This is a genomic window from Bradyrhizobium genosp. A (assembly GCF_049949275.1).
Lineage (GTDB): Bacteria > Pseudomonadota > Alphaproteobacteria > Rhizobiales > Xanthobacteraceae > Bradyrhizobium.
Genome location: NZ_CP188196.1, coordinates 6619713 through 6641170 on the forward strand (window position 1 = coordinate 6619713; position 21458 = coordinate 6641170).

Below are 21458 nucleotides of genomic sequence, written 5' to 3' on the forward strand. Positions count from 1 at the left end.
CGCCGTGCCGGGCGCGCCTTCTAGTTCTCCACCTTGTAGCCGTCCGTCAGCGTCGTCAGGAAAGCGATGATGTCTGCCATATCCTGATCCGTCATCGCCGGCCTGTCACCGAGATGGCGATCGAAGGGCGGATCGGTCACGTCGACATTGGCATGATATTTTTGCGGAATGTCGTCGTATTTCTGCACCGAGCCGTCGGCAGTGCGTCGGAACACTTTCTCCGGATTGGTATCGCGGAAATTGTAGAAATCCATCACCTGCTCGAGGGTCGAGAAAACGCCGTTGTGGAAGAAGGCGTGGCGGGTCGCGGTGTTGCGCAGCGTCGGCGTCAGGAACATGCCGCAATACTGCGTCTGCTCGGCAACGTCGGTGCGTTGCGGACCGCAGACACCGAGATCGAAAAAATTCGGGTCGCGATTGGCGGCGAGCGACGCATTGCGCGGCGCGCCGAGCGCTTCATATTGATGATCAGTGAACAACGGCGGCAAGCCGTCGCGGGTCGGCGCCGAGGTGTGGCAGCCGGCACAGTTCGCCTTGTCGGGATCGTTGAACAATTGCAGGCCACGCAATTCACTTTCGGACAGCCGCGCCTTGCCCTCGAGCCAGTGGTCGTACTTGCTGGTATAGGGATGGAAGCTCGGCTCTTCGACCTGATAGCGCGCGACCGCGAACATCGCCTCCGCGATCAGCAGCCGCTGATTGCGAAGCACGCCGGCGCCGAATAGTTCGACAAAGCGCTGGACGTAAGGTGCGCGGCGCAGCTTGTCGGCGACGATCTCGGCGCTGCCGCCGTCCATCTCGTTGGGATCGAGCAGCGGAAACAGCGCCTGGTCCTGCAGCGTATCGGCGCGGCCGTCCCAGAACAGGCCGCCCTGCGGTACGATGTTTTGCGCCGACGCGGCATTGCCGCCCGCGGTTTTGGTCGTGCGTGCGGCCTGCTGGCCAAGCGCGGCCATCTGCGCGAGGTCGATGATGTTGTCGTCGTCGCCCTTGTCGGGGCCGATGCTGAAATTCGGCTGCCGCTCCAGATAGGTCAGCGACGGAACGGCGCGCGCGCCTTGCCGCAAAAGATTGGCGCCGCCGAGCATCACTGGTCCGTCGTTCGGCGGGCCGTAGGCGTGATCCGGGCTGTGACAGGACCCGCAAGAGAGCGAGCCGGACGACGACAGCGAGGCGTCGTAGAAGATCTCTTTACCGAGCTGCGCCATTGACGAGAGCGGCGCGACCGGCGGGCGATACAGACGAACCGGGTTCGGATTGAGAACCGACGGAGTTGCTTCCGCAAATCCTTGCGTCGCGACTGCAAAGACAGCGCCGGCCAGCGAGAGCAGGCCGGCGCCGAGAAGCCACAAAGTGCGGCTGTGCATTATGACGTCCCGTTGGACTAGTGGTGGTGGTGCTCGTCCGGCGGGCTGACGATCACCGTACCGGCGGTCGGGTCGAGGAACAGCGCGTCGGTTCGCAGATCGTGACCGTGATCCTGATCGAAATCGAACAGGTCCATGATCGATCCGGTGGTGGCATCGAACGCGCCGCCGCCGAGACGCTTGCCCTTCAACCAGTTGTCTTCGATGAACTGCACCACCGAAGCCTGCGAGATGGCGGTGTGGCTGACGAAGTTGGTCTTGGCGTAGGGCGAGATCACGATGAAAGGCACGCGGGTGGCGGGACCGCAACGGCCGTTCACCGGCTTGCCGCCGACGCCGTTCAGTTGAGGTTGCTGGGCGACGCCGAGACCGCACTGGCCGGAGCCGTTGAGTTGATCGGCGGTCGGGTCATAGGAGGCGCTGGTCGGCTTGGCGTAAGCGTGATCGTACCAGCCGTCGGAGTCGTCGTAGGTGATAATGACGGCCGTCTCACGCCACTCGGGCTGCTTCTGGAGGAAGTTGATCAGCTCGACAGTTCCCTGCTGCTCGTCGAGAGGATCAGAATAGCCGGCGTGGCCATCCTGATAGGCCGGCAGCTTGACGTAGGACACCGCCGGGAAATTGCCTGCCTTCACGGCCGCATAGAAATCCTCGAGATCGTAGCCGTGATTGGCGGGATCGAGGGTCTTGCCGTCCGTCTGGTAGCTGTGGCCGACCGCATCGACCGAGCTCGGCCGCAAATGGTTCGGATTGGCGGTCGACTTGTAGTACTGGAACCAGGCGTGATGCGGAACATAGTCCGCCTTGGAGCCGCCGGTGACGGTCGAGAACGTGCTTCGTGCGCAGCCGGTGGTGCCGTTCGCGTTTTTCACGGAAAGATCGAAGCCGCCCATGAACGAGCCCCAGCTGACGCCGGCGTCGTTGAGCAGCTCGCCAATGTTCTTGCCGGTCATCGTGACCTGCGTCGAATAGCCCGGGGTGCTGCAAGGATCATAGGCCGGACCGGGGTCGCCGATCACCGTCAGGCCTCCTTGGCCGTCCGGGATGATTTGCGTTGCTGCACTGCCGAGCACCGCCACTGCGCCATTGGTCTGGCCGGAAATCACATTCAGCGCGCCGACCGTCGACGGACCAAAGGTGTCGGTGTAGGCGTTGTCGTTCATCGAAAAGTACTGCGCGTAGTTCCACAACGCGGTGACGGTGTTGCCGTCGAAATAGCCCATGACCTGGCCGGTGGTGCCGAACGCGCCGGCGCCGCCGGATGTGCCGCGCCCGGTATATTTCGGGAACAGATCAGCCTTGCCGTTGTCATAGGCCTGCTGTTCCGCAGTATAGGCGTGGTTCTGCGACTGCGTGTTGGCCTGGGTGCGGTCGAGACGGAACGGGTCCGTCGCGCCGGCGCCGTTGGCCGGGTTGGTGTTCGGGTTGTTCACCAGCAGATCGGCATTGGCGAGGTTGTTGACCTTGGGCGTATGCGGCTTCGGCACGAAGGGGATCGAGCCCGAGGGATTGCCGGCATTCGGATAGGTCGCGAAATAATGGTCGAACGAGCGGTTCTCGTTGAAGATGATCACGAGATGCTTGATCGGCGTTTCGGTATGCGTGTGATGCGCATGATGATCACGATCGTGGTCCCGATCGAAATCGTCGGCGAGGACTGGCAGGGAACAGGCAAATGCAGTCGCGGCCGCGAAAATCGCGACCGTCGCCAAAAGTTTAGATTTCATTTTTGACGCCCCGGAAAGTAGGAATGTTACGAGCAGAAATATTCTAAACACTGCCGGTGACAGCGCTGTGTCAGTTTGACGCAAGAGACCTTGCGCATGTGAACCCTGCCGGCATCCGCACCGCCGAGCCGCAAGCGTCCGCGCGGCAGCTGTATTTATCGGTCGAGTGTGGCGAGATACTGGTCGGCGATCGCACGCCATCGCTCGGGATAGAGCCGCAACAAATGGCCGTCGCCGGGAACGCCATGCAGCAGCTCAAAGCGCGCCGTGCCGCCGGCGGCGACGAACGCCTGCTGATATTCGCGGATCAGTTCTTCCTTGTAGAGGCGATCGTTGTCGGCGTAGAGCCAGAGCTGTTTGACTTTGGCGCCCGCACCGCGGCCGGCATTCGCGCAATATGGCGTGGTCACCGGTCCGTAGGGGCGCTTTGCATCATCAATACCAGCAAAAATGTAGCGGTTGTAATCCAGCGTCCAAGCATGTGCGCCCAATCGAAATCCAATGTGGCCGGCCTATTCGGTGCGGATCGGCGAGTCCTTCAGCCCATTATTGTCATAGGCTTTGCGCAGGGCGCCGTTCGTCACGGCCTCGTTCATGAACCCTGTGACAAAGGTCAAAGCCCGTTGATGACCGAGCGGCACCGCAACGGCCGTCACCGTCTTCTTGAACGTCTCGTCCAGCACCTTGGTCCCCGGAATCTTCTGCGCCATCTTGTTGAGCTGGTCGCGCGACAGCGCGAAGGCGTCGATCTCGCCATTCTTCAGGAGGCCGAAGATTTCATCGTAGGTCTGATAGCCCGTGACTTTCGCGTTCTTCAGATGCACAACGGCCCCGCGCATCGTGGTGGTGGCGTTGACGGCCGCGACCTTGATGCCGGGTTGGTCGAGCGTGGCGAAATTGACGACGCTCGAACTCGCCTTGACGATATAGGTGGCGTCCGCGACCTCGTAGATCGGGCCGAACATCATCTTGGTCTCGCGCTCGGGATCTTTCGGCAACCAGGTGACATCCCAGCTGCCCTTGCCGGCCGCGTCGGTGACCTGCCCGGAATTCTGGTACACGACATATTCGACGGGAATGCCGATTTCCGCCGCCATCTCCTTGCCGAGATCGACGGGCACGCCGGCATAGCCGGCTTCGGTCTTGGTCGACCAGAACGCGCCGCCCGCCGGGCTGATCGCGATCGCGACCCGCAGCTTGCCGGTCGGCGCGATCTCGTCTTTCAAGCCATCGGCTAGCGCTGGCATGGCGACCACAGCGGCGAGAACGAGGCCGGCGCAGGCCGACCAGAATGGAGTTGGCATGTCATTGTCTCCTCGCGCTTTCTTCTTTGTTGTCTTTGTCTGAGTCCATCCGACAGCCCCGCCCGTCGCGCGGCCTTTGACACAATTCTGGTCGATCATGCACTCGGTGAAAAGCAATTTGTCATGACAAACCTGTCAAAGGCCACACCACCGTTTGCAGTGCAAGGGCTGCGACTGCCATGGCTATGGTGTTCCACGACCGGTCATTTGTTGCTAGCCTTGCCGCACCGACAGACAATCATCGGGGGCCACCGAATGACTTGTGCGATTCCCGCTCGACGCTACGGACAGTGGAGACATCTTGGTCTGACGATGGCCACGACAGCGGCCGTGGTCGCGCTCGCCGGCTGCGAGGACAAGAACACTTTTGTAGCTCCCCCACCGCCGAAGGTGGACGTCGCAACGCCCGTCCAGCGCCCCGTCACGCGCTATGTCGAGGCCACCGGCAACACCGCACCAATCAAGAGCGTCGATCTCGTCGCACGGGTGCAGGGCTTTCTGCAATCGCAAGACTATCAGGACGGCACCTTCGTCAAGCAGGGCACCCAGCTGTTCACGATCGAGCCGGAGACCTACAAGCTGAAGCTGGACCAGGCGCAGGCGGCCGAGGCCGGCGCGCAAGCTTCGCTCAAGCAGGCGGAAGCCGACTTCAGGCGACAGAGCGACCTGGTGCAGCGGCAGGCCGTGTCGCAGGCCACGCTCGACACTTCGACGTCGACCCGTGACAACGCCCAGGCCAATCTCCAGCAGGCCCAGGCCAATACCAGACTCGCCGAGGTCAACTACGGCTACACCAAGGTGAGCGCGCCATTCGACGGCATCGTCAGTGCGCACATGGTCTCGATCGGCGAACTCGTCGGTGTCTCCTCCCCGACCCAGCTCGCGACCATCGTTGCGATGGACCCGGTCTATGTGAACTTCACCGTCAGCGAGCAGGACGTGCTGCGCATCCGCGCCGAGGCCGCCCGCCGCGGGCTGATTGCCGCCGACCTCAAGCAATTCCCGATCGAAATCGGGCTCCAGACGGAGACCGGCTATCCGCATGAAGGCCACCTCGACTATGTGGCACCGACCCTTAATTCATCGACCGGCACGCTCGCGGTGCGCGGCCTCGTCCCCAACGACAAGCGGGTGCTGCTGCCCGGCTATTTCGTCCGCGTCCGCGTGCCCTTCACCCAGGAGAAGGACGCCCTCCTCGTACCCGATACCGCGCTCGGCAGCGACCAGGGCGGCCGCTATCTGCTGGTGGTCAACAAGGACAATGTCGTCGAGCAGCGCAAGGTGCAGATCGGTCCCGTCGACAACGGCCTGCGCGTGATCGAAGACGGCCTGAAGCCGGACGACCGCGTGGTGATCGCGGGGCTGCTGCGCGTGATCCCGGGCCAGAAGATCGACCCGCAGGTGACGAAGATGGACCAGCCCCAGGCGTCCAAATAGGAGCCGCCGGTCATGATCTCAAAATTCTTCATCGAGCGGCCGGTCCTCTCGAACGTCATCGCGCTCCTGATGATCCTGATCGGCGGCGTCGCGCTGTTCAACCTCGCGATCGCGCAGTATCCCGATGTGGTCCCGCCCACCGTGCAGGTCACCACGCGCTATCCCGGCGCCAGCGCCAAGACCGTGATCGACACCGTGGCGCTGCCGATCGAGCAGCAGGTCAACGGCGTAGAGGACATGCTCTATATGCAGTCCTACAGCGGTTCCGACGGCACCTACACGCTGACGGTAACCTTCAAGATCGGCACCGACCTCAACTTCGCGCAGGTGCTGGTGCAGAACCGCGTCTCCAGCGCGCTGTCGCAACTGCCGTCGTCGGTGCAGAATCAGGGCGTCACCGTGCAGAAGCGGTCGACCTCGATCCTCTTGTTCGTGACGCTGACCTCGCCGGACCGAACGTTCGACAGCCTCTATTTGAGTAACTACGCCACCATCAACCTTCGCGACGAGCTTTCGCGCCTGCCCGGCGTCGGCAACGTCACGGTGTTCGGTGCCGGCCAGTATTCGATGCGGATCTGGCTCGATCCGAACAAGCTGCAAGTGCGCAGCCTCGTGCCGCAGGATGTCATCCAGGCGATCCAGCAGCAGAGCCAGCAGGTCTCCGCCGGCCAGGTCGGCGCGCCGCCAACGCCGCCCGGACAGGCGTTCCAATACACGCTCAACGTCAACGGCCGGCTCGACGACACCACCGAGTTCGAGGACATCATCGTCAAGACGGGCACCAGCGGCGACGTCACGCGTGTGCGCGACGTCGGCTGGGTCGAATTGGGGGCGCAGACCTACAGCCAGATCTTCTCGCTCAACAAGCAGCCGGCGGTCGGCATCGGCGTATTCCAGTCGCCCGGCGCCAACGCCCTCCAGGTCGAGCAGGCCGTCGAGAAGAAGATGGCGGAGCTCGCAAAGGCCTTCCCGCAAGGGATGAAGTACGACACGCCGTTCGACACCACGAAATTCGTGCAGGCCTCGGTGCACGAAGTCTATATGACCCTGATCGAAGCTGGCCTGCTGGTGCTGGTCGTGATCCTGGTGTTTTTGCAGGATTGGCGCGCGATGCTGGTGCCGGCAACAACGGTGCCGGTCACGATCATCGGCGCGTTCGCCGCCATGGCGGCGCTCGGCTTCACCATCAATATGTCGACGCTGTTCGCGATCGTGCTCGCGATCGGCATCGTGGTCGACGACGCCATCGTCGTGGTGGAAGGCGCGGCCCACAACATCGAGCAGGGCATGAACGGCCACGATGCCGCGATCAAGGCGATGGACCAGCTGTTCGCGCCGATCGTCGGCATCACGCTGGTGCTGATCTCGGTGTTTCTGCCGGCCTCGTTCCTCGCCGGCCTGACGGGCCGCATCTATTCGCAGTTCGCACTAGTGATCGCGGCGACCGCGCTTCTGTCCGCCATCAACGCGGCGACGCTGAAGCCGACGCAATGCGCGCTCTGGCTGCGGCCGACCGTGCCACCGGAGCAGCGCAATTTCTTCTATCGCGGTTTCAACAACGTCTATAACCGCGTCGAGCGCGGCTACACGCGGCTGATCAGCTTGCTGTGCGGGCATGCGACGATCTCTGTCGCATTCGCACTGGTGCTGATCGGGATCGGCGGCTACGGCCTGTCGCGGGTGCCGACCGGCTTCCTGCCGATCGAGGACCAGGGCTATCTGATTGCCGCCGTGCAACTGCCCGACGGCGCCTCGCTGGAACGGACCCAGAAGGTGCTCGACAAGGCTGCCGATCTCATCAAGGAGACGCCCGGCGTCCAGCAGGTGATCACCATTGCCGGCATCTCCGCGCTCGACAACAGCGCCAGCCTTGCCAATGCCGGCGTCGCCTACATCATCCTGAAGGATTGGGGGGCCCGCAAAGGCCCCGGCGAAGATTTGCGCTCGCTGGTCTACGGCCTGAACGACAAGGTCGCGAGCATCATGGAGGCGCGCACACTGGTGCTGCCGCCTCCGCCGATTCAAGGCATCGGCAACGCGGCCGGCTTCTCGATGCAGGTCGAACTGCGCGACGGCAACAGCGATTTTGCCAAGCTCCAGGCCATCACCAGCGCGATGGTCAGCAATGGCCAGAGCCAGAGTGCGCTCCAGCGCGTGCAGTCCTCGTTCCGCTCCTCGGTCCCGCAATACAACGTCGAGATCGACCGTATCAAGACCCAGACGCTGCACGTGACGACGGACCAGGTGTTCGCCGCGCTGTCGACCTATCTCGGCTCGTCCTACGTCAACCAGTTCAACAAGTTCGGCCGCGTGTTCCAGGTCTACACGCAAGCCGACCCCGCGTTCCGCATCACCGAGCGCGACATCGCCAACATGCAGGTGCGCAACCAGAACGGCGACATGATCCCGATCGGCACCGTCGCCACCATCACGCCGGCCACCGGCCCCTCGCTGATCAGCCTCTACAATCTCTATCCCTCCTCGACCGTGATCGGCCTGCCCGCTCAGGGCTACTCCTCCGGCCAGTCGCTGAAGCTGATGGAGGAGATCGCGGACAAGACGCTGCCGCCGGGCACCGGCTTCGAATGGACCGCGATGTCCTACCAGGAGAAGGCCGTCTCCAACCAGATCTACTGGGTGTTTGGCCTAGCCATGCTTCTGGTCTATCTCGTGCTCGCCGGCCAGTACGAGAGCTGGTACGCGCCGATCTCGGTGATCCTCGCGGTGCCGCTATCGCTGATCGGGCCTATGCTGATCCTCAACGGCCTGAAGATCGACAACAACCTCTACTGCCAGATCGGCCTGATCCTCTTGATCGCGCTGTCGGCCAAGAACGCGATCCTGATCGTCGAGGTCGGGCTCGAGCTGCACGGCCGCGACGGCAAGCAGGTCGCGGAAAGTGCGATCGAGGCGGCGCGCGCCCGCTTCCGCCCGATCCTGATGACGTCGTTCGCCTTCATCCTCGGCGTGGTGCCGCTGGTGATCGCGACCGGCGCCGGCGCCAGCGCGCGCAAGTCGATCGGCATCACGGTCTTCTCGGGCATGCTGGCCTCGACCTGCCTCGCGGTGCTGTTCGTGCCGGCCTTCTTCGTGGTGGTGCAGCGCTTCGAGAACTGGCGCGTGTCGAGGAAGGCGCCGAAGGCGCAGCCTGTCGCGGAGGTGAAGTCCTAGGCTTTATCGCTAGGCGCCTGCCGCGTCTCGCCGCTCGAAACCAGCAGGACCGAGACTTTCGACTGCCTCAGCACGGTATCGGCCACGCCGCCGAAGGAGAGATGGTCGGACTGGATGCGGTCGACGCCCATGACGACGAGATCGACATCGGTGGTGTCGATCTCGCGCAGGATCGCAGCCTCCGGCGCCCGGTTCACCCGCAGCGTGGTGGTGATGTCGACGTCGTAGCGGGCGGCGAGATCGCTGGCGTCTTTGAGGATGCCGGCTTCCTGGCTCAGGCCTCGCGACGCACCGCGCTGCGCGCCCTTGTCCCGCGTCGTCGCGACATAGATCACGCGCAGCGAGCCTGATCCTGCCTGCGTCAGCGCGACCCCGACCTCGGCACCGCGCTTGGAGACGCTGCTGCCAGAGACGGGAACGAGGATGTTGAGCGCATCGGGCATCGGCTGCTTGAGGTGCTTGCCCTTGGCCGCCACGATCGCAAGCGGTCCGTCGAACTTCGCGGCGATGTCCTCGATCTTCCGATCAAAACGGTCCTTGGTCGCAGCGACCCTGTCGACGCCGACGACGAGGAGATCAAACCCCTTGCGTGCCTCGTCGGCGATGGTCTCGCCGAGCTCCGCGCGCCTGGCACGGGTGACGACATCGACGCTGCCGGCGTCACCGTCTCCATTGGCGGAGACGGTTTCGGCGGCCTTCTTCACCACGGCTTCGTGGCTCTCCTCCTCGTCGCGGCCCCTCTCCTGCTCCCTGGCGCGATTGCCGATATGCAGCACGGTGATCGGCAGGCCGCGCATGCCGGCGATCAGGCCCATGATGTGCGACGCGAAGGTGGCGCTGACGCTCTCGTCGACTGCCAGCAAGGGGCGCTCGAGATTGGCGACGAAGCCGCGCTTCTCGAACTGCTCCCGCTCCAGCCGCTCCTTCTCCTCCCGGTTCATCGGCAGTTTTGCCAGAGCCGCGCGCAGCGTCGGCGGCATCGCCATCGTCGTCACGATTGCCATGGTCACGATCATCGTGAACAGGTTCTGACTGAGCACGCCGATCGACAGGCCGATGGTGGCGATGATGACCTCGGTCGAGCCGCGCGCATTCATGCCGCTCGCGAGCGCCAGAGACTCCCGCGTGTTCAATCCGCCCAATGTGCCACCGACGAAGGCGCCGCCGAACTTGCCGACGCTGGCGATTACGACCAGCAGGCCGGTGAGCATCAGCAGATTGGGATCGCGCAGCACCGACAGATCGGCGCTGAGGCCTGCAAGGCCGAAGAACACCGGCATGAAGAAGCTCGCGATCAGCCCGCGCAGGCGCTCGTCGATCTGCCGCGTCAGGATCGGCGACTCCCCGACCAGGATGCCGGCGACGAAGGCACCGAGCACGGTGTGCACGCCGATCGCATGCGTGATCAGCGCCATGACGCCCATCAACAGCAGGATCACGGTGACGACCGCCGCCGTGCTGACGAGGTTGTCGTTGGCCCAGCGGATGAGCTGAAACACCAGCCGCCGGCCGATGGTGAAGCTGATGGCGAGGAAGGCGAGCGTGCCCAGCACGGCCTTCGCCACCGAAGCGATATCAAGTGTGCCTTGCGAGGCGAGGCTGAAGATCACGGCGATGATGACCCAGCCGATCGTGTCGTCGATCACGGCGGTCGCCACGATGATCTGGCCGACATTGCGGCGCATGAAGTTCATCTCGCGCACGACCACGGCGACGATCTTCACCGAGGAGATCGACAGCGCCGTGCCCATGAACAGCGAGGCCACCAGCCGCTGCTCCGGCTTCGGCAGCAGCGCATCGGGCAGAAACTCGCCGAGCGCAAAGCCGCAGGCGAAGGGCACCAAAATGCCGGCGATCGAAATCGCGATCGCGGCCTTGCCGACCTTCCTGACCAGCTTGAGGTCGGTCTCCATGCCAGTGAGCAAGAGCAGCAGCAAGATGCCGAACTGGGCGATGCCGTCGATCATCGCCTTCTGCTCGGGCGTCTTGGGGAAGATCGCTTGCTGGGCATCGGGCCAGATCCAGCCGAACAGCGACGGCCCGAGCAAAATGCCGGCGAGCAGTTCGCCGATTACTGAGGGCTGGCCGATCCGCTGCATGATCTCGCCGAGGCCGCGCCCCACCGCGATCAGCAGCACGATCTGCGCCACCAGCAGGAATTCTGATGGACCTGCCGATTTGCCGCCCTCGGCGCTGGCCGCAATGGTGGTGAGGACAAGCGCCGCGGGGACAAGGCCGACCGGTCGGAGCAGGCTCCACTGCATGCAGGTGTCTTTCCCCCGTTCCGTCCCGGCAAGGTGCCGGGGCCACAGCGGATAGAACCCGCGGGAGGTGGCGCGGGTTCCCGCCTCGCGCGCTGGGGTTAAGGGGGCGAAAACAAAAAGTCGAAAACAACCCCATGCACAGTAGGGACCAGGTTGAAAAAGCTTGAGTAATTTCGGTCTTGCCGAAATCACTTGCTCCGACGGGCAAAACACCGGCATAGTGGCATCATGGGTGGTGTGCGTGGCGTGCCGCGACGTCCCTCCACCTCCCCGTTATTGCGAGCGTCGCTTCCCGTCATTCCGGGGCGCGCCGACAGGCGCGAGCCCGGAATCCATCGAACAACAGAGACTGCGGAGAAATGGATTCCGGGCTCGTCGCTACGCGACGCCCCGGAATGACGACAGAGGTGAATCCCCTCACGCCGCCGCCGGCGTTCTGATCTCGCGCGGCAGGATGATCGCCGCCGCAATCGCGAGCAGGCAGAGCGCCGCAAACGCGTGCAGCATGGTGACGAAGCCGCCCTGCTCGTAGAGCCAGGCGACCAGGCCGACCGAGGCGCCCGCCGCGGTGAAGCCGATGAAGTAGCGTACGGCATAGGCGCGCGAGCGCCATTCCTCGCTGGTGTATTTTCCGACCATGGCGTCGTTCACCGTGACCTGCCCGAACGCGCCCATGACGATGCCGATCGACACGAATATCAGCGGCAGGTTGGACAGGCTTGCGGCAAAATACAGGAACGGCGCCAGCATGAAGGACAGCGGCAAGGCCACCGTCTTCAACGAGTAACGGTCGAGCAGGCGGCCGATCGTGTACTGCGTCATGGCGCCGAACACGTAGACGCAGGCCGCGATGACGCCGAGCAGCGCCGGGCTCCTGGTCAGGTCCGCGAGCCGCTCCGCGAACAGCTTTGGCAGCGCGACGGTGACGGCGTTGAAGGTGGTGGAGATCGCGATCACGACGATGAGCAGCGACAGCACCACGCGCCACATGTCCTGCTTGGCGACGCGCGCTTGCGCCGCCGCCTGCTTGGAGCCCTTGCGGTCCTCATGCACGACCAGCATTGCAAACGCGATGCCGATCAGGATGGTGACGATGCCGGGAACGATGAAGGCGAAACGCCAGCCGAGATATTGGCCGATCACGCCGGTGACCAGCGCGGACGAGGCAACGCCGAGATTGCCCCAGACGCCGTTGATGCCCATCTCGCGGCCGAGCCGGTCGGCATAGGACACGATCATCGCGGTGCCGACGGGATGATAGATCGAGGCGAACACGCCGATCGCAAGCAGCGCCGCGCCGAGCTGCACTGGCGTCTGCACGAAGCCGACCGAGATCATTGACGCGCCGATGCCGATGAAGAAGATCAGCATCATGTGGCGGCGGCTCCAGCGGTCCCCTAACCAGCCGGTGAGCAGCGAGCCGGCACCAAAGGCGATGAACCCCGGGGTCGCGAAAGGAAGCAGTTCCGAATAGGCCATGCCGAGCGCCGGCCCCATGATGATCACGGCGGCGGCGAAGATCAGCATCGCATAATGGTCGATGAAATGGCCTGCGTTGACGAAACTGATGACCCGGCTGGGGCTGTTCATACGAATCCTCTCTGGCTCCGAAATGAGTTATATGTCCTGGCCATGACGGGATGCTGCCAATGACTGTCGTCGAAACGCCAATCCTCCGGGAGGTCCGGGGCAACCATCGCTCCACCGCGGGCGTGCATTTGGTTGCGCGCGATTATCCCAAGGGCTTGCGGCTCGACCCGCACATGCACCGCGAGGCGCAGCTGGTCTATGCCGCGCAAGGCATGATGCAGGTGAACACGCCGGGGGGACGCTGGCTGGTGCCGCCGGACCGCGCGGTCTGGGTCCCGGCCGGGCTCGAGCACGCCATCGACGTGCTCGCCGACATCGAGATGCGCACGCTGTATTTCGACCTCGCCTGGCTGAAGCGCGAGAAGCGCTATGAGGGATTGACCAGGGAATTCGTGGTGCGGGTGTCGCCGCTGCTCAATCAGGCGATCCTCGCGCTGTTCGACGCGCGCAACAGCGAGGAGCGCACCGAGCTGCTGGTGCGTCTGGTGATGCTGGAACTGCACCAGGCCGAGGATTCCGCGACCTTCGTGCCGCTTCCGCACGAGCCGCGCTGCCGGCGCGCCGCGATGATCGTGCTAGACGATCCGACGGGACTGCACGATATCGACACGCTGGCGCGCGAGGTCGGAACCTCCGCGCGCACGCTGTCGCGACTGTTCTCGGCGGAGACGCAATTGAGCTTCAAGAGCTGGTGCCAGCGCGCCCGCATCGCGGCGGCGATCCAGCGACTGTCGACGGACGCGAGCGTGTCGGTGAAGCAGCTCGCGACCCAGCTCGGCTATGCCAGCGTGCCGGCGTTTTCGGCGGCGTTCCGTCAGGTGACGGGGCGGACGCCGACGGAGTTTGCGGGGAAGGTGTAGCCGCCATTGCGCGCCGACTAAGCCGTTTTTATCGTCGGTTAATGGACAGCAGCGCGAACAGGGCTGAATCACCCTGAATCTGAGCAGCCTCCCGCGTAATTTCGAACCCCGACGCGATCTCTGTTGCACCGTCTGAAACGTTCCACTTCCAACGTCCCTGACCGGATTGCGACACGGCGACGTCAAGCAGGCGAACTGGGGATTTGGCCATAACAGCAATATGAGCCTGAGTTCCGCAGTTACAAGTGCGACGTGCGCCGAGATCGCCTAGTCTGTGTCGGACTGCTCGTAGGCGCGGATATTGGAGCTCCTGTTGGTTACGCTTCGAATTCAACACAAAACTACCTATCGTTTCCGCGAGTTGGTGAGCCTTGCGCCACACCGCCTGATGCTTCGTCCGCGCGAAAGTCGCGACCTTCGCCTCGCATCGCAGAACCTGACGATAACGCCGGTAGCGGTGCCGGAATGGGCACATGACGTCTTCGGCAATGCGGTCGCTGTGGCCACGTTCACGGCCATGACCGATATGCTCATCATCGATAGCGTGGTGAATATCTCGCTCAACGCGGCTGATTGGCCGGTTTTTGCCATCGCCGCTTCGGCTATCTCCTACCCGTTCCACTATTCCACCGACGAATGGACCGACCTCGGAGCACTGACGATCGCGCAATATCCTGATCCAGCCGAGCGGTTGCAAAACTGGGCGAGAGGTTTCGTCCGCAGCAGTCCGACCGATACCCTTTCCCTGCTCAAGGACCTGAATGCCGGTGTCGCGCAACGCATCCAGTATCAGGGCCGTGAAGTCGAGGGCACCCAATCGCCCAACGAGACGCTCGACCGTGGCTGGGGCTCGTGCCGCGACTTCGCGGTGTTGTTCGCGGAGGCCGCACGCAAGCTCGGCTTCGGCACGCGCGTGGTGTCGGGTTATCTGCACGATCCGAACCACGACCGGCTGGGCTCGGCCGAAGCGGGCTCGACCCACGCTTGGGCCGAGGTTTTTGTCCCCGGAGCGGGCTGGATCACCTTCGACCCGACCAACCGCAGCGTCGGAGGCCGCAATCTCATCCCCGTTGCGGTCGCTCGCGATATCAGCCAGTGCACGCCGGTGTCAGGGAGCTTCTTTGGCAGCACTGACAGCTTTCTGAACATGGATGTGGAGGTATTGGTCACCTCATAGTCAGAACGTGCCGGACTGTCGACTGCGGCATGACCGAAGATAGTCATATCTATCCAGCAGGAAAGAGCGCACAGTCGGTGACGATTTCGTCGCCCGTCGAACGATGATGCCAATCTGGACGTCATCCTTTGCGGAACTGAGCTGCCATGCGAGTCGCCGTAAGCGGTGTTGGCAGCGAACGCCACTAGCGCAACCACATCACCGAGGCCAAGCCCACGCCGCTCTCTTTCTCGAAGAGAGAGCGTCGCCTGAATCGCGAGTGGTACGGCTTGCGCCGCAGAGGCCAGGGAGACCGAGTGTCGATCGAACGCGCCATTGTAGAGGCCCGACGCAAGCCGTGGGGAAGCCGCAATTTGCTTCCTTGGAGCGACATCGCCGCCAGTGACGATCCCATCGGCGAATTATGGTTTCGGCGCGCGGACGCGACTTCTCCGGAGAGCGTGCTGCTGCTCAAGCTGCTCTTCACGACCGAGCCGCTGTCCATTCAGGTTCATCCCGACGATACGTTCGCCCGATCGATCGGTCTGGCCAATGGCAAGACCGAGGCGTGGTACATTCTTTCGGCAGTACCCGGTGCCCGGGTTGCCATCGGATTGAAGCGGTCGCTCTCATCGGCGGAGCTGCGAACCGCCATTACCGATGGCTCGATCGGTGACCTCGTGCAGTGGCGTCCGGTTCGCTGCGGCGACGCTATTTTTGTTCCCGCCGGCACTATTCATGCGATTGGCGCGGGCATCGTTCTTGCCGAAATCCAGCAGCACAGCGACGCCACTTTCCGCCTTTTCGACTATGGGCGGCAGCGTGAGCTGCATCCCGACAATGCCGTTGCCGCTGCCAAGGCGGCGCCGGCGCCGCGTCAATGGCCTTCGCGAAAACTGAATGAGACGCGAACGGCCCTCGTCACCAGTGCGCATTTTTTCCTTGAACAAATCGATCTTGCCGCCGGCTCGGTCTGGACGCTCGACGCCCGAAACGAGGCGTGGATTGTCTTGATTAAAGGACAAGGCCAGATGGCAGCAGCGACAATGTCCGCCGGTCAGGCCGTCTTTCTCGAGGCAGATCAGCTTAAGATCGAGGCCGGCCCCGACGGCCTGACCGCTCTCCTCGCCTATCCCGGCCCGCATGCAGATTCAGTTGCACTCGTTGAGCACTACCTAGACATGCCCGGGCATCCCCGGCCGAAAACGGAGGAGCTGCAAACGTGGTCGCGTTAAATCGGGTCGCATTCATCGGCAATTCGCTGCCTCGCCGATGTGGCATAGCCACGTTCACTACCGATCTTCAGCACGCTGTCGCCGTCTCGCGGCCTGATCTGGAAACGGTCGTCGTCGCGATGACCGACCACGGCCAGGCCTATGACTATCCTTCTACGGTTGGATTTCAGATCAACGACGATCAGCCGGAGGACTATATTCGTGCGGCAGAGTTCTTGAACCGCGGCCGGTTCGAGGTTGTTTCGCTTCAGCATGAGTTTGGCATTTTCGGTGGCGACTCCGGCAGTCACATTCTGGCCCTGCTGTCGCGCCTGAATATGCCAGTCGTGACCACGCTCCATACCGTGCTAGCCGAGCCGACAAAGGTGCAACGCGAAGTCATCGTCCGGATTTCCGATAGCTCGTCCAAGATCGTGGTGATGGCCGAAAAGGGCCGCGAATTACTGAGAACCGTTTATCAGGTGGCCGACGAAAAGATCGAGGTCATCGCGCACGGAATTCCGGAATTCGCATTCGTCGAACCGGACGAGGCCAAAGCCAGGCGAGGTTTCGACGGCCGGGCGGTCATTCTTACTTTCGGCCTTCTGTCGCACAACAAGGGCATCGAAGTCATGATCGACGCCATGCCCGCGATCCTGAAAAGTCGTCCGGATGCGGTCTATGTCGTGCTCGGCGCCACCCATCCGAACCTGATACGCGACCAGGGCGAGGCCTATCGCGACAGCCTCGTGGCGCGTGTTCGCAAGCTCGGTATCGACAGGCACGTCGTGTTTCTTGACCAGTTCGTCGACCAGCCGACGCTGCTCGATTTCATTTCGATGTGCGACGTCTATGTTACGCCGTATCTAAACGAAGCTCAGATGACGTCGGGCACGCTGGCTTACAGTTTTGGCTTGGGAAAGGCGGTCGTCTCCACACCATACTGGCATGCGCGCGAGTTGCTGGCCGACGGCCGCGGTATCCTGGTTCCGTTTGGCGATACCGCGGCCATTGGCCATGAAATCGCGAAGCTGCTGACCAACACGGTGTTGCGGCAGGCCATGCGTAAGCGCGCCTATTCGAGCAGTCGTCCCATGACGTGGGAGCGGACAGCCGAACGTTACGTGTCGACGTTCGACAGTGCCGGTCGCAGGCATCGTTTGAAGGCAATCGTGCGCTCGGACACCAGCACGCTGCTGCGCGACAGCCGCGCGCCGCCGGAAATGCGCATCGGTCATTTCCTGTCGATGTGCGACGACACCGGATTGTTCCAACACGCCGTACATTGCGTGCCGGATCGCTCCCATGGCTATTGTGTCGACGATAACGCTCGCGCGCTGCTGCTGGCGTGCGCGCTCAACATTCCCGGCGAGGAGCGATTGCCGGAAGTGTTGACGGCCCGGTTTGCCGGCTTTGTCCAGCACGCGTGGAATCCCGACACAAAGCGGTTTCGCAATTTCATGGGCTTTAACCGCTGCTGGCTCGAGGATAGCGGCTCGGAAGACAGCCATGGCCGGACATTATGGGCTCTCGGCGTCTGCGCGTTGACCGACGCCAATCTGTCACGGCGGAAATGGGCTGCGGTGCTGTTCGCCGAGGCTGCGCGGAGTGTGGAAGTCTTTCACTCGCCGCGCGCCTGGGCTTTCGTCCTGCTGGGGCTCGACGGCTATTGTGCCGCAGTCCCCGGCGACGCGGGCGCCGCCGATCTCCGGCTTCGCCTGGCGGATAGATTGATCGCGATCTTCAATGCGGTGGAGACGCGGGACTGGGTTTGGTTCGAAGAAGGCCTTGCCTACGATAACGCCCGTTTGCCGCAAGCCCTCATCTTGACCGGCATGGCGACCAAGAGTGCCGTCTATCTGGACGCCGGCTTGAGATCGCTGCGCTGGCTGGTGAAGCAGCAGACTGCCGCGAGCGGTCAATTCCGGCCCGTCGGCACCGCAGGTTTTGGCGAGACACGCCGGAAGCCGAGGCCGTTCGATCAACAGCCGCTCGAGGCTGCGGCCACCATCGCCGCCTGTCTCGCCGCGTGGCGTGCCGACCATGATAGCGAGTGGAAGCCCGAAGCCGCGCGTGTGTTCGCATGGTTCCTCGGCAGCAACGACCTTTCGACTTCCCTGGTCGATCTGGAAACCGGGAGTTGCCGGGACGGCCTGCATCCGGACCGTGCGAACGAGAATCGCGGCGGGGAATCGGTCGTGTCGTATTTGCTCGGCCTCTGCGAAATCAGGCAACTCGCCCGCCTGAGCGAAAGCCGCGTGCAGCCCGCACCTCTGGTTGCTTGAGGATCTTCGATCATTTTCCCTCTCCTTGAAAACAATCCGAGGACGCTTTGTCGCAATCTCCATTCCTGAACCGTCAGGCGCTTTATCTGCGGCCCGACCCGACGCGGGTCATCGTGCGCCCCTTCAAGCCGGCGACCGAGCCGCGCGATCTCAACCCCACCGACAAGACCCGTGCGAACCACATCGTCGATCGGGTTCTGGCACTCGGTGCCGATGCGGCAGCCCGCCAACTCGACGATGTTCTTGAGAATTTCCTCGGCCGGCACCGAAATTTGCTGCGGGCCTTCGAGGCACGCGCCGACGAAATGGAAGATGCGTTGGCCGTCCACGCCTCGTTCACGCAAACGCAACGCCAATTGGTCGGTGCCTATTTTCTCAACGAATATTCGTTCGAAGCGTCTGCCTTGTTCAACCCGAGCATCGTAGCGCATCCCGATCAGTCCGGCGCGCCTCCCGGTGCGTTACGCTTCATCCTGAGCCTGCGTGCCGTCGGAGAAGGCCACATCTCGTCGCTGACCTTTCGGTCCGGAATGATCGCGGCAGACGGAACGGTCAGCGTCGATCCGACGACGCGCCTGGCCTCGAGCCCTTCCATTGTCGCGCAGACGCAGGGGCCGGCCGGGGACGATGTCGAGGTCGCTTTCCAAAGCGGCGAGGATATCAGCGAACGGGTCATCTTTCCCATTACCGCATCCCAGTCGAATGGCATTGAGGATGCACGCTTCGTGCAGTTCAGCGATGGCGAACGGCAGATCTACTACGCGACCTACACCGCCTATAGCGGCAGGGCGATCAGGTCGGAGCTGATTGAGACGTCCGATTTCGTGTCGTTCAGGCTGTCCACCCTGAAGGGCAGCGCCGCGCGCAACAAGGGCATGGCGCTGTTTCCGAAGAAGATCGGCGGCCGATATGCCATGATCGCCCGGCAAGACAACGAAAATCTCTATCTCATCTATTCCGACGACCTCCATACATGGGACGATGGCGGCCACGCGGTTCTGAAACCCGAATTCCCGTGGGAGTTCGTGCAGATCGGCAATTGCGGATCGCCGATCGAACTGGATGAGGGCTGGCTGTTGCTAACCCACGGTGTCGGGCCGGTTCGAAAATATTCGATCGGGGCGGCGTTGCTGGACAAGAACGATCCCTCGAAAGTGCTTGCGCGCCTGCATGAACCCTTGCTTCGGCCCGATCCGTCCGAACGCGAGGGATATGTCCCGAACGTCGTGTACACCTGCGGCGCATTGCGGCATCACGACAAGATCATCTTCCCTTACGCCGTCTCGGATACATTCTCCAATTTCGCGACGATCAATATCGCCAGCCTGATGAACGCGATGGAATGAACGATAATTGGTTGGTTTCTCCAGTATCGTAAAAGCGAGACGAACGTCAGGTGCCGGCGGGCTGGTATCCGGGAGCGGCGCCGCCACCGACGGGCTGCGGGTACCGGACGCCCCGCCATCGCGGGACATGGCAGCTTTCTTTGGGACGCATGGCCCAGCGAAAGTTGCCAAATCCCCTGCTTGATTGTGATCGGCTTCCACCTAAATCCCGTGTAAGCTTCCGCGCCGCACAAACCCGGTTTCGAAAGGCCCAGATGGCTAACGCCTTCTTCTCCGACCTGCTCGCCACCATTTCCGAGCGCGGCCGCACGCTGTTGCGCCGCGATTCTGTCGATACCAAACAGGATGCCGACGGGCTGATCGAGCTCTGCGGCGCGCTGCTGTCGGGCCGGGGCGAAGCCTCCGGCACAGCCATGGCGCGAGAAGTGCTCGACGTCTACCAGGAGCTTGATGCGGCAGGACGCTGCGCCTTCTTCGAGGCACTGGTGCGCGATTTCGGCCCGGACCGGGAACGTCTGGCCCAGGCGATCGAAAAATGGCGCGCCCAGCCGGCCGACGAGGACGCCAGCGCCCTTCACTTCGCCTCAGAGCCACGACGGCAGGAACTGATCCGCCGCCTCAACCGCGCGCCGGGCGGCACCAGCGATCTCGTTGCCATGCGTGCCGACCTGCTCGGGATGATGAACGGACACACCGATCTCGCCGCGCTCGACCGCGACGTCTCGCATCTTCTCTCGTCGTGGTTCAACAGGGGGTTTCTCGTGCTGCGCCGGATTGACTGGTCGACCCCGGCCAACATCCTCGAAAAGATCATTCGATACGAAGCCGTGCACGAGATCTCCGACTGGGACGATCTGCGCCGCCGCATCGATCCGGTCGATCGCCGCTGCTACGCCTTCTTCCATCCCGCGATGGTCGACGAGCCGCTGATCTTCGTCGAGGTGGCGCTGACCGAGACCATTCCCGGTGCGATCGCGCCGCTGCTCGCGGTGGATCGCCAGCACCTTCCGATCGAGAAGACGCGCACCGCCGTGTTCTATTCGATCTCCAACACCCAGCGCGGCCTTGGCGGCATCTCCTTCGGCAGCTTCCTGATCAAGCAGGTGGTCGAGGAGCTGCGCCGCGAAACGCCGAAGCTTGACACCTTCGTGACGCTGTCGCCGGTGCCGGGCTTCATGGAGTGGGTCAAGCAGGACACGGACCTGCCGCTGTCGGACGAGGATCGCGAGATCCTGAAGCGCCTCGATGATCCCAAATGGTATGAGAATCCCGAGACGACCGCGCAGCTGCGCAGCGTGATCGAGCCGCTCGTGGCCCACTACTTCCTGAAGGCGCGCACGCCGAAGGGCCGCCTGATCGATTCCGTCGCCCGCTTCCACCTCGGCAACGGCGCCCGGCTGGAGCGCATCAACTGGCTCGGCGACCTCTCGCCCAAGGGCGTACGAGAGTCCGCCGGCGTGATGGTGAACTACCTCTACCGCCTCGACGACATCGAGAAGAACCACGAAGCCTATGCCAATGACGGCGAGGTCGTGGCCTCGAGCGCGGTGAAGAAACTGCTCAAGGGCGAAGGACGGCGGTTGCTGGATATGCGGTTGTCGTAGCCCCTGCTCACGCCACGTCGTCATTGCGAGGAGCCCTTGCGACGAAGCAATCCAGTCTGTCTCCGCGGAAAGATTCTGGATTGCTTCGCTGCGCTCGCAATGACGGAGAATGTGGCGGCGGCCTGCGTCTCGC

At 63.1% G+C, this 21458-nt stretch carries 14 protein-coding genes; 8 read left to right on the plus strand and 6 right to left on the minus strand.

The window, feature by feature from the left end:
- Positions 1 to 20: 20 nt before the first annotated feature.
- The 4 genes from ACP2YP_RS31090 to ACP2YP_RS31105 all read right to left on the minus strand — a co-directional run bounded on the left by ACP2YP_RS31090 (position 21) and on the right by ACP2YP_RS31105 (position 4398).
- A complete protein-coding gene (locus ACP2YP_RS31090) occupies positions 21 to 1367 on the minus strand; it encodes a cytochrome-c peroxidase (RefSeq protein WP_426420030.1) in 1347 nt (448 codons plus the stop codon).
- A 17-nt stretch (positions 1368 to 1384) separates the two neighbouring features.
- Positions 1385 to 3094 carry a phospholipase C gene (locus ACP2YP_RS31095; RefSeq protein ID WP_426420031.1) on the minus strand — a complete coding sequence of 570 codons (1710 nt, stop codon included), beginning with the start codon at positions 3092 to 3094 and terminating at the stop codon, positions 1385 to 1387.
- A 155-nt stretch (positions 3095 to 3249) separates the two neighbouring features.
- Positions 3250 to 3585, minus strand: a complete 336-nt coding sequence (locus ACP2YP_RS31100; protein ID WP_426420032.1) for a hypothetical protein — start codon at positions 3583 to 3585, stop codon at positions 3250 to 3252.
- A 21-nt stretch (positions 3586 to 3606) separates the two neighbouring features.
- Positions 3607 to 4398 carry a transporter substrate-binding domain-containing protein gene (locus ACP2YP_RS31105; RefSeq protein WP_426420033.1) on the minus strand — a complete coding sequence of 264 codons (792 nt, stop codon included), beginning with the start codon at positions 4396 to 4398 and terminating at the stop codon, positions 3607 to 3609.
- A gap of 255 nt (positions 4399 to 4653) precedes the next feature.
- Here ACP2YP_RS31105 and ACP2YP_RS31110 point away from each other — a divergent pair, with 255 nt between their 5' ends.
- Together ACP2YP_RS31110 and ACP2YP_RS31115 are read left to right on the plus strand one after the other, a co-directional pair.
- Positions 4654 to 5835, plus strand: coding sequence for an efflux RND transporter periplasmic adaptor subunit (locus ACP2YP_RS31110; RefSeq protein WP_426420034.1), 1182 nt, complete (start codon positions 4654 to 4656; stop codon positions 5833 to 5835).
- Positions 5836 to 5847: 12 nt separating this feature from the next.
- The gene (locus tag ACP2YP_RS31115; RefSeq protein WP_426420035.1) at positions 5848 to 9006 is read left to right on the plus strand and encodes an efflux RND transporter permease subunit; all 3159 of its coding nucleotides are present in this window, start codon (positions 5848 to 5850) and stop codon (positions 9004 to 9006) included.
- Here ACP2YP_RS31115 and ACP2YP_RS31120 read toward each other — a convergent pair.
- Both ACP2YP_RS31120 and ACP2YP_RS31125 read right to left on the minus strand, forming a co-directional pair.
- Positions 9003 to 11270: a cation:proton antiporter gene (locus ACP2YP_RS31120; protein ID WP_426420036.1), complete on the minus strand. Its 2268-nt coding sequence runs from the start codon at positions 11268 to 11270 to the stop codon at positions 9003 to 9005. The two genes, ACP2YP_RS31115 and ACP2YP_RS31120, sit on opposite strands and share 4 nt — an antisense overlap.
- A 417-nt stretch (positions 11271 to 11687) precedes the next feature.
- A complete protein-coding gene (locus ACP2YP_RS31125) occupies positions 11688 to 12860 on the minus strand; it encodes an MFS transporter (protein WP_426420037.1) in 1173 nt (390 codons plus the stop codon).
- 59 nt (positions 12861 to 12919) lie between these two features.
- On the opposite strand from ACP2YP_RS31125, the gene ACP2YP_RS31130 reads away from it, so the two are divergent.
- The 6 genes from ACP2YP_RS31130 to ACP2YP_RS31155 all read left to right on the plus strand — a co-directional run bounded on the left by ACP2YP_RS31130 (position 12920) and on the right by ACP2YP_RS31155 (position 21325).
- Positions 12920 to 13720: an AraC family transcriptional regulator gene (locus ACP2YP_RS31130; protein ID WP_426420038.1), complete on the plus strand. Its 801-nt coding sequence runs from the start codon at positions 12920 to 12922 to the stop codon at positions 13718 to 13720.
- A gap of 313 nt (positions 13721 to 14033) precedes the next feature.
- Positions 14034 to 14897, plus strand: a complete 864-nt coding sequence (locus ACP2YP_RS31135; RefSeq protein ID WP_426420039.1) for a transglutaminase family protein — start codon at positions 14034 to 14036, stop codon at positions 14895 to 14897.
- 296 nt (positions 14898 to 15193) lie between these two features.
- Positions 15194 to 16111, plus strand: a complete 918-nt coding sequence (locus ACP2YP_RS31140) for a class I mannose-6-phosphate isomerase (RefSeq protein ID WP_426420040.1) — start codon at positions 15194 to 15196, stop codon at positions 16109 to 16111.
- Positions 16099 to 18375 carry a glycosyltransferase family 4 protein gene (locus ACP2YP_RS31145; protein ID WP_426420041.1) on the plus strand — a complete coding sequence of 759 codons (2277 nt, stop codon included), beginning with the start codon at positions 16099 to 16101 and terminating at the stop codon, positions 18373 to 18375. Before ACP2YP_RS31140 ends, ACP2YP_RS31145 begins: the two co-directional genes overlap by 13 nt.
- Before the next feature lie 47 nt (positions 18376 to 18422).
- The gene (locus tag ACP2YP_RS31150; RefSeq protein WP_426420042.1) at positions 18423 to 19721 is read left to right on the plus strand and encodes a glycoside hydrolase family 130 protein; all 1299 of its coding nucleotides are present in this window, start codon (positions 18423 to 18425) and stop codon (positions 19719 to 19721) included.
- A gap of 254 nt (positions 19722 to 19975) precedes the next feature.
- Positions 19976 to 21325, plus strand: a complete 1350-nt coding sequence (locus ACP2YP_RS31155; protein ID WP_426420043.1) for a malonyl-CoA decarboxylase — start codon at positions 19976 to 19978, stop codon at positions 21323 to 21325.
- Positions 21326 to 21458 lie beyond the last annotated feature (133 nt).

What these genes read in the sequence shown, in the direction of transcription:
- ACP2YP_RS31090 (WP_426420030.1), bottom strand. Translation starts at nt 1,367, where the DNA reads ATGCACAGCCGCACTTTGTGGCTTCTCGGCGCCGGCCTGCTCTCGCTG.
- ACP2YP_RS31095 (WP_426420031.1), bottom strand. Translation starts at nt 3,094, where the DNA reads ATGAAATCTAAACTTTTGGCGACGGTCGCGATTTTCGCGGCCGCGACT.
- ACP2YP_RS31105 (WP_426420033.1), bottom strand. Translation starts at nt 4,398, where the DNA reads ATGCCAACTCCATTCTGGTCGGCCTGCGCCGGCCTCGTTCTCGCCGCT.
- ACP2YP_RS31110 (WP_426420034.1), top strand. Translation starts at nt 4,654, where the DNA reads ATGACTTGTGCGATTCCCGCTCGACGCTACGGACAGTGGAGACATCTT.
- ACP2YP_RS31115 (WP_426420035.1), top strand. Translation starts at nt 5,848, where the DNA reads ATGATCTCAAAATTCTTCATCGAGCGGCCGGTCCTCTCGAACGTCATC.
- ACP2YP_RS31120 (WP_426420036.1), bottom strand. Translation starts at nt 11,270, where the DNA reads ATGCAGTGGAGCCTGCTCCGACCGGTCGGCCTTGTCCCCGCGGCGCTT.
- ACP2YP_RS31125 (WP_426420037.1), bottom strand. Translation starts at nt 12,860, where the DNA reads ATGAACAGCCCCAGCCGGGTCATCAGTTTCGTCAACGCAGGCCATTTC.
- ACP2YP_RS31130 (WP_426420038.1), top strand. Translation starts at nt 12,920, where the DNA reads ATGACTGTCGTCGAAACGCCAATCCTCCGGGAGGTCCGGGGCAACCAT.
- ACP2YP_RS31155 (WP_426420043.1), top strand. Translation starts at nt 19,976, where the DNA reads ATGGCTAACGCCTTCTTCTCCGACCTGCTCGCCACCATTTCCGAGCGC.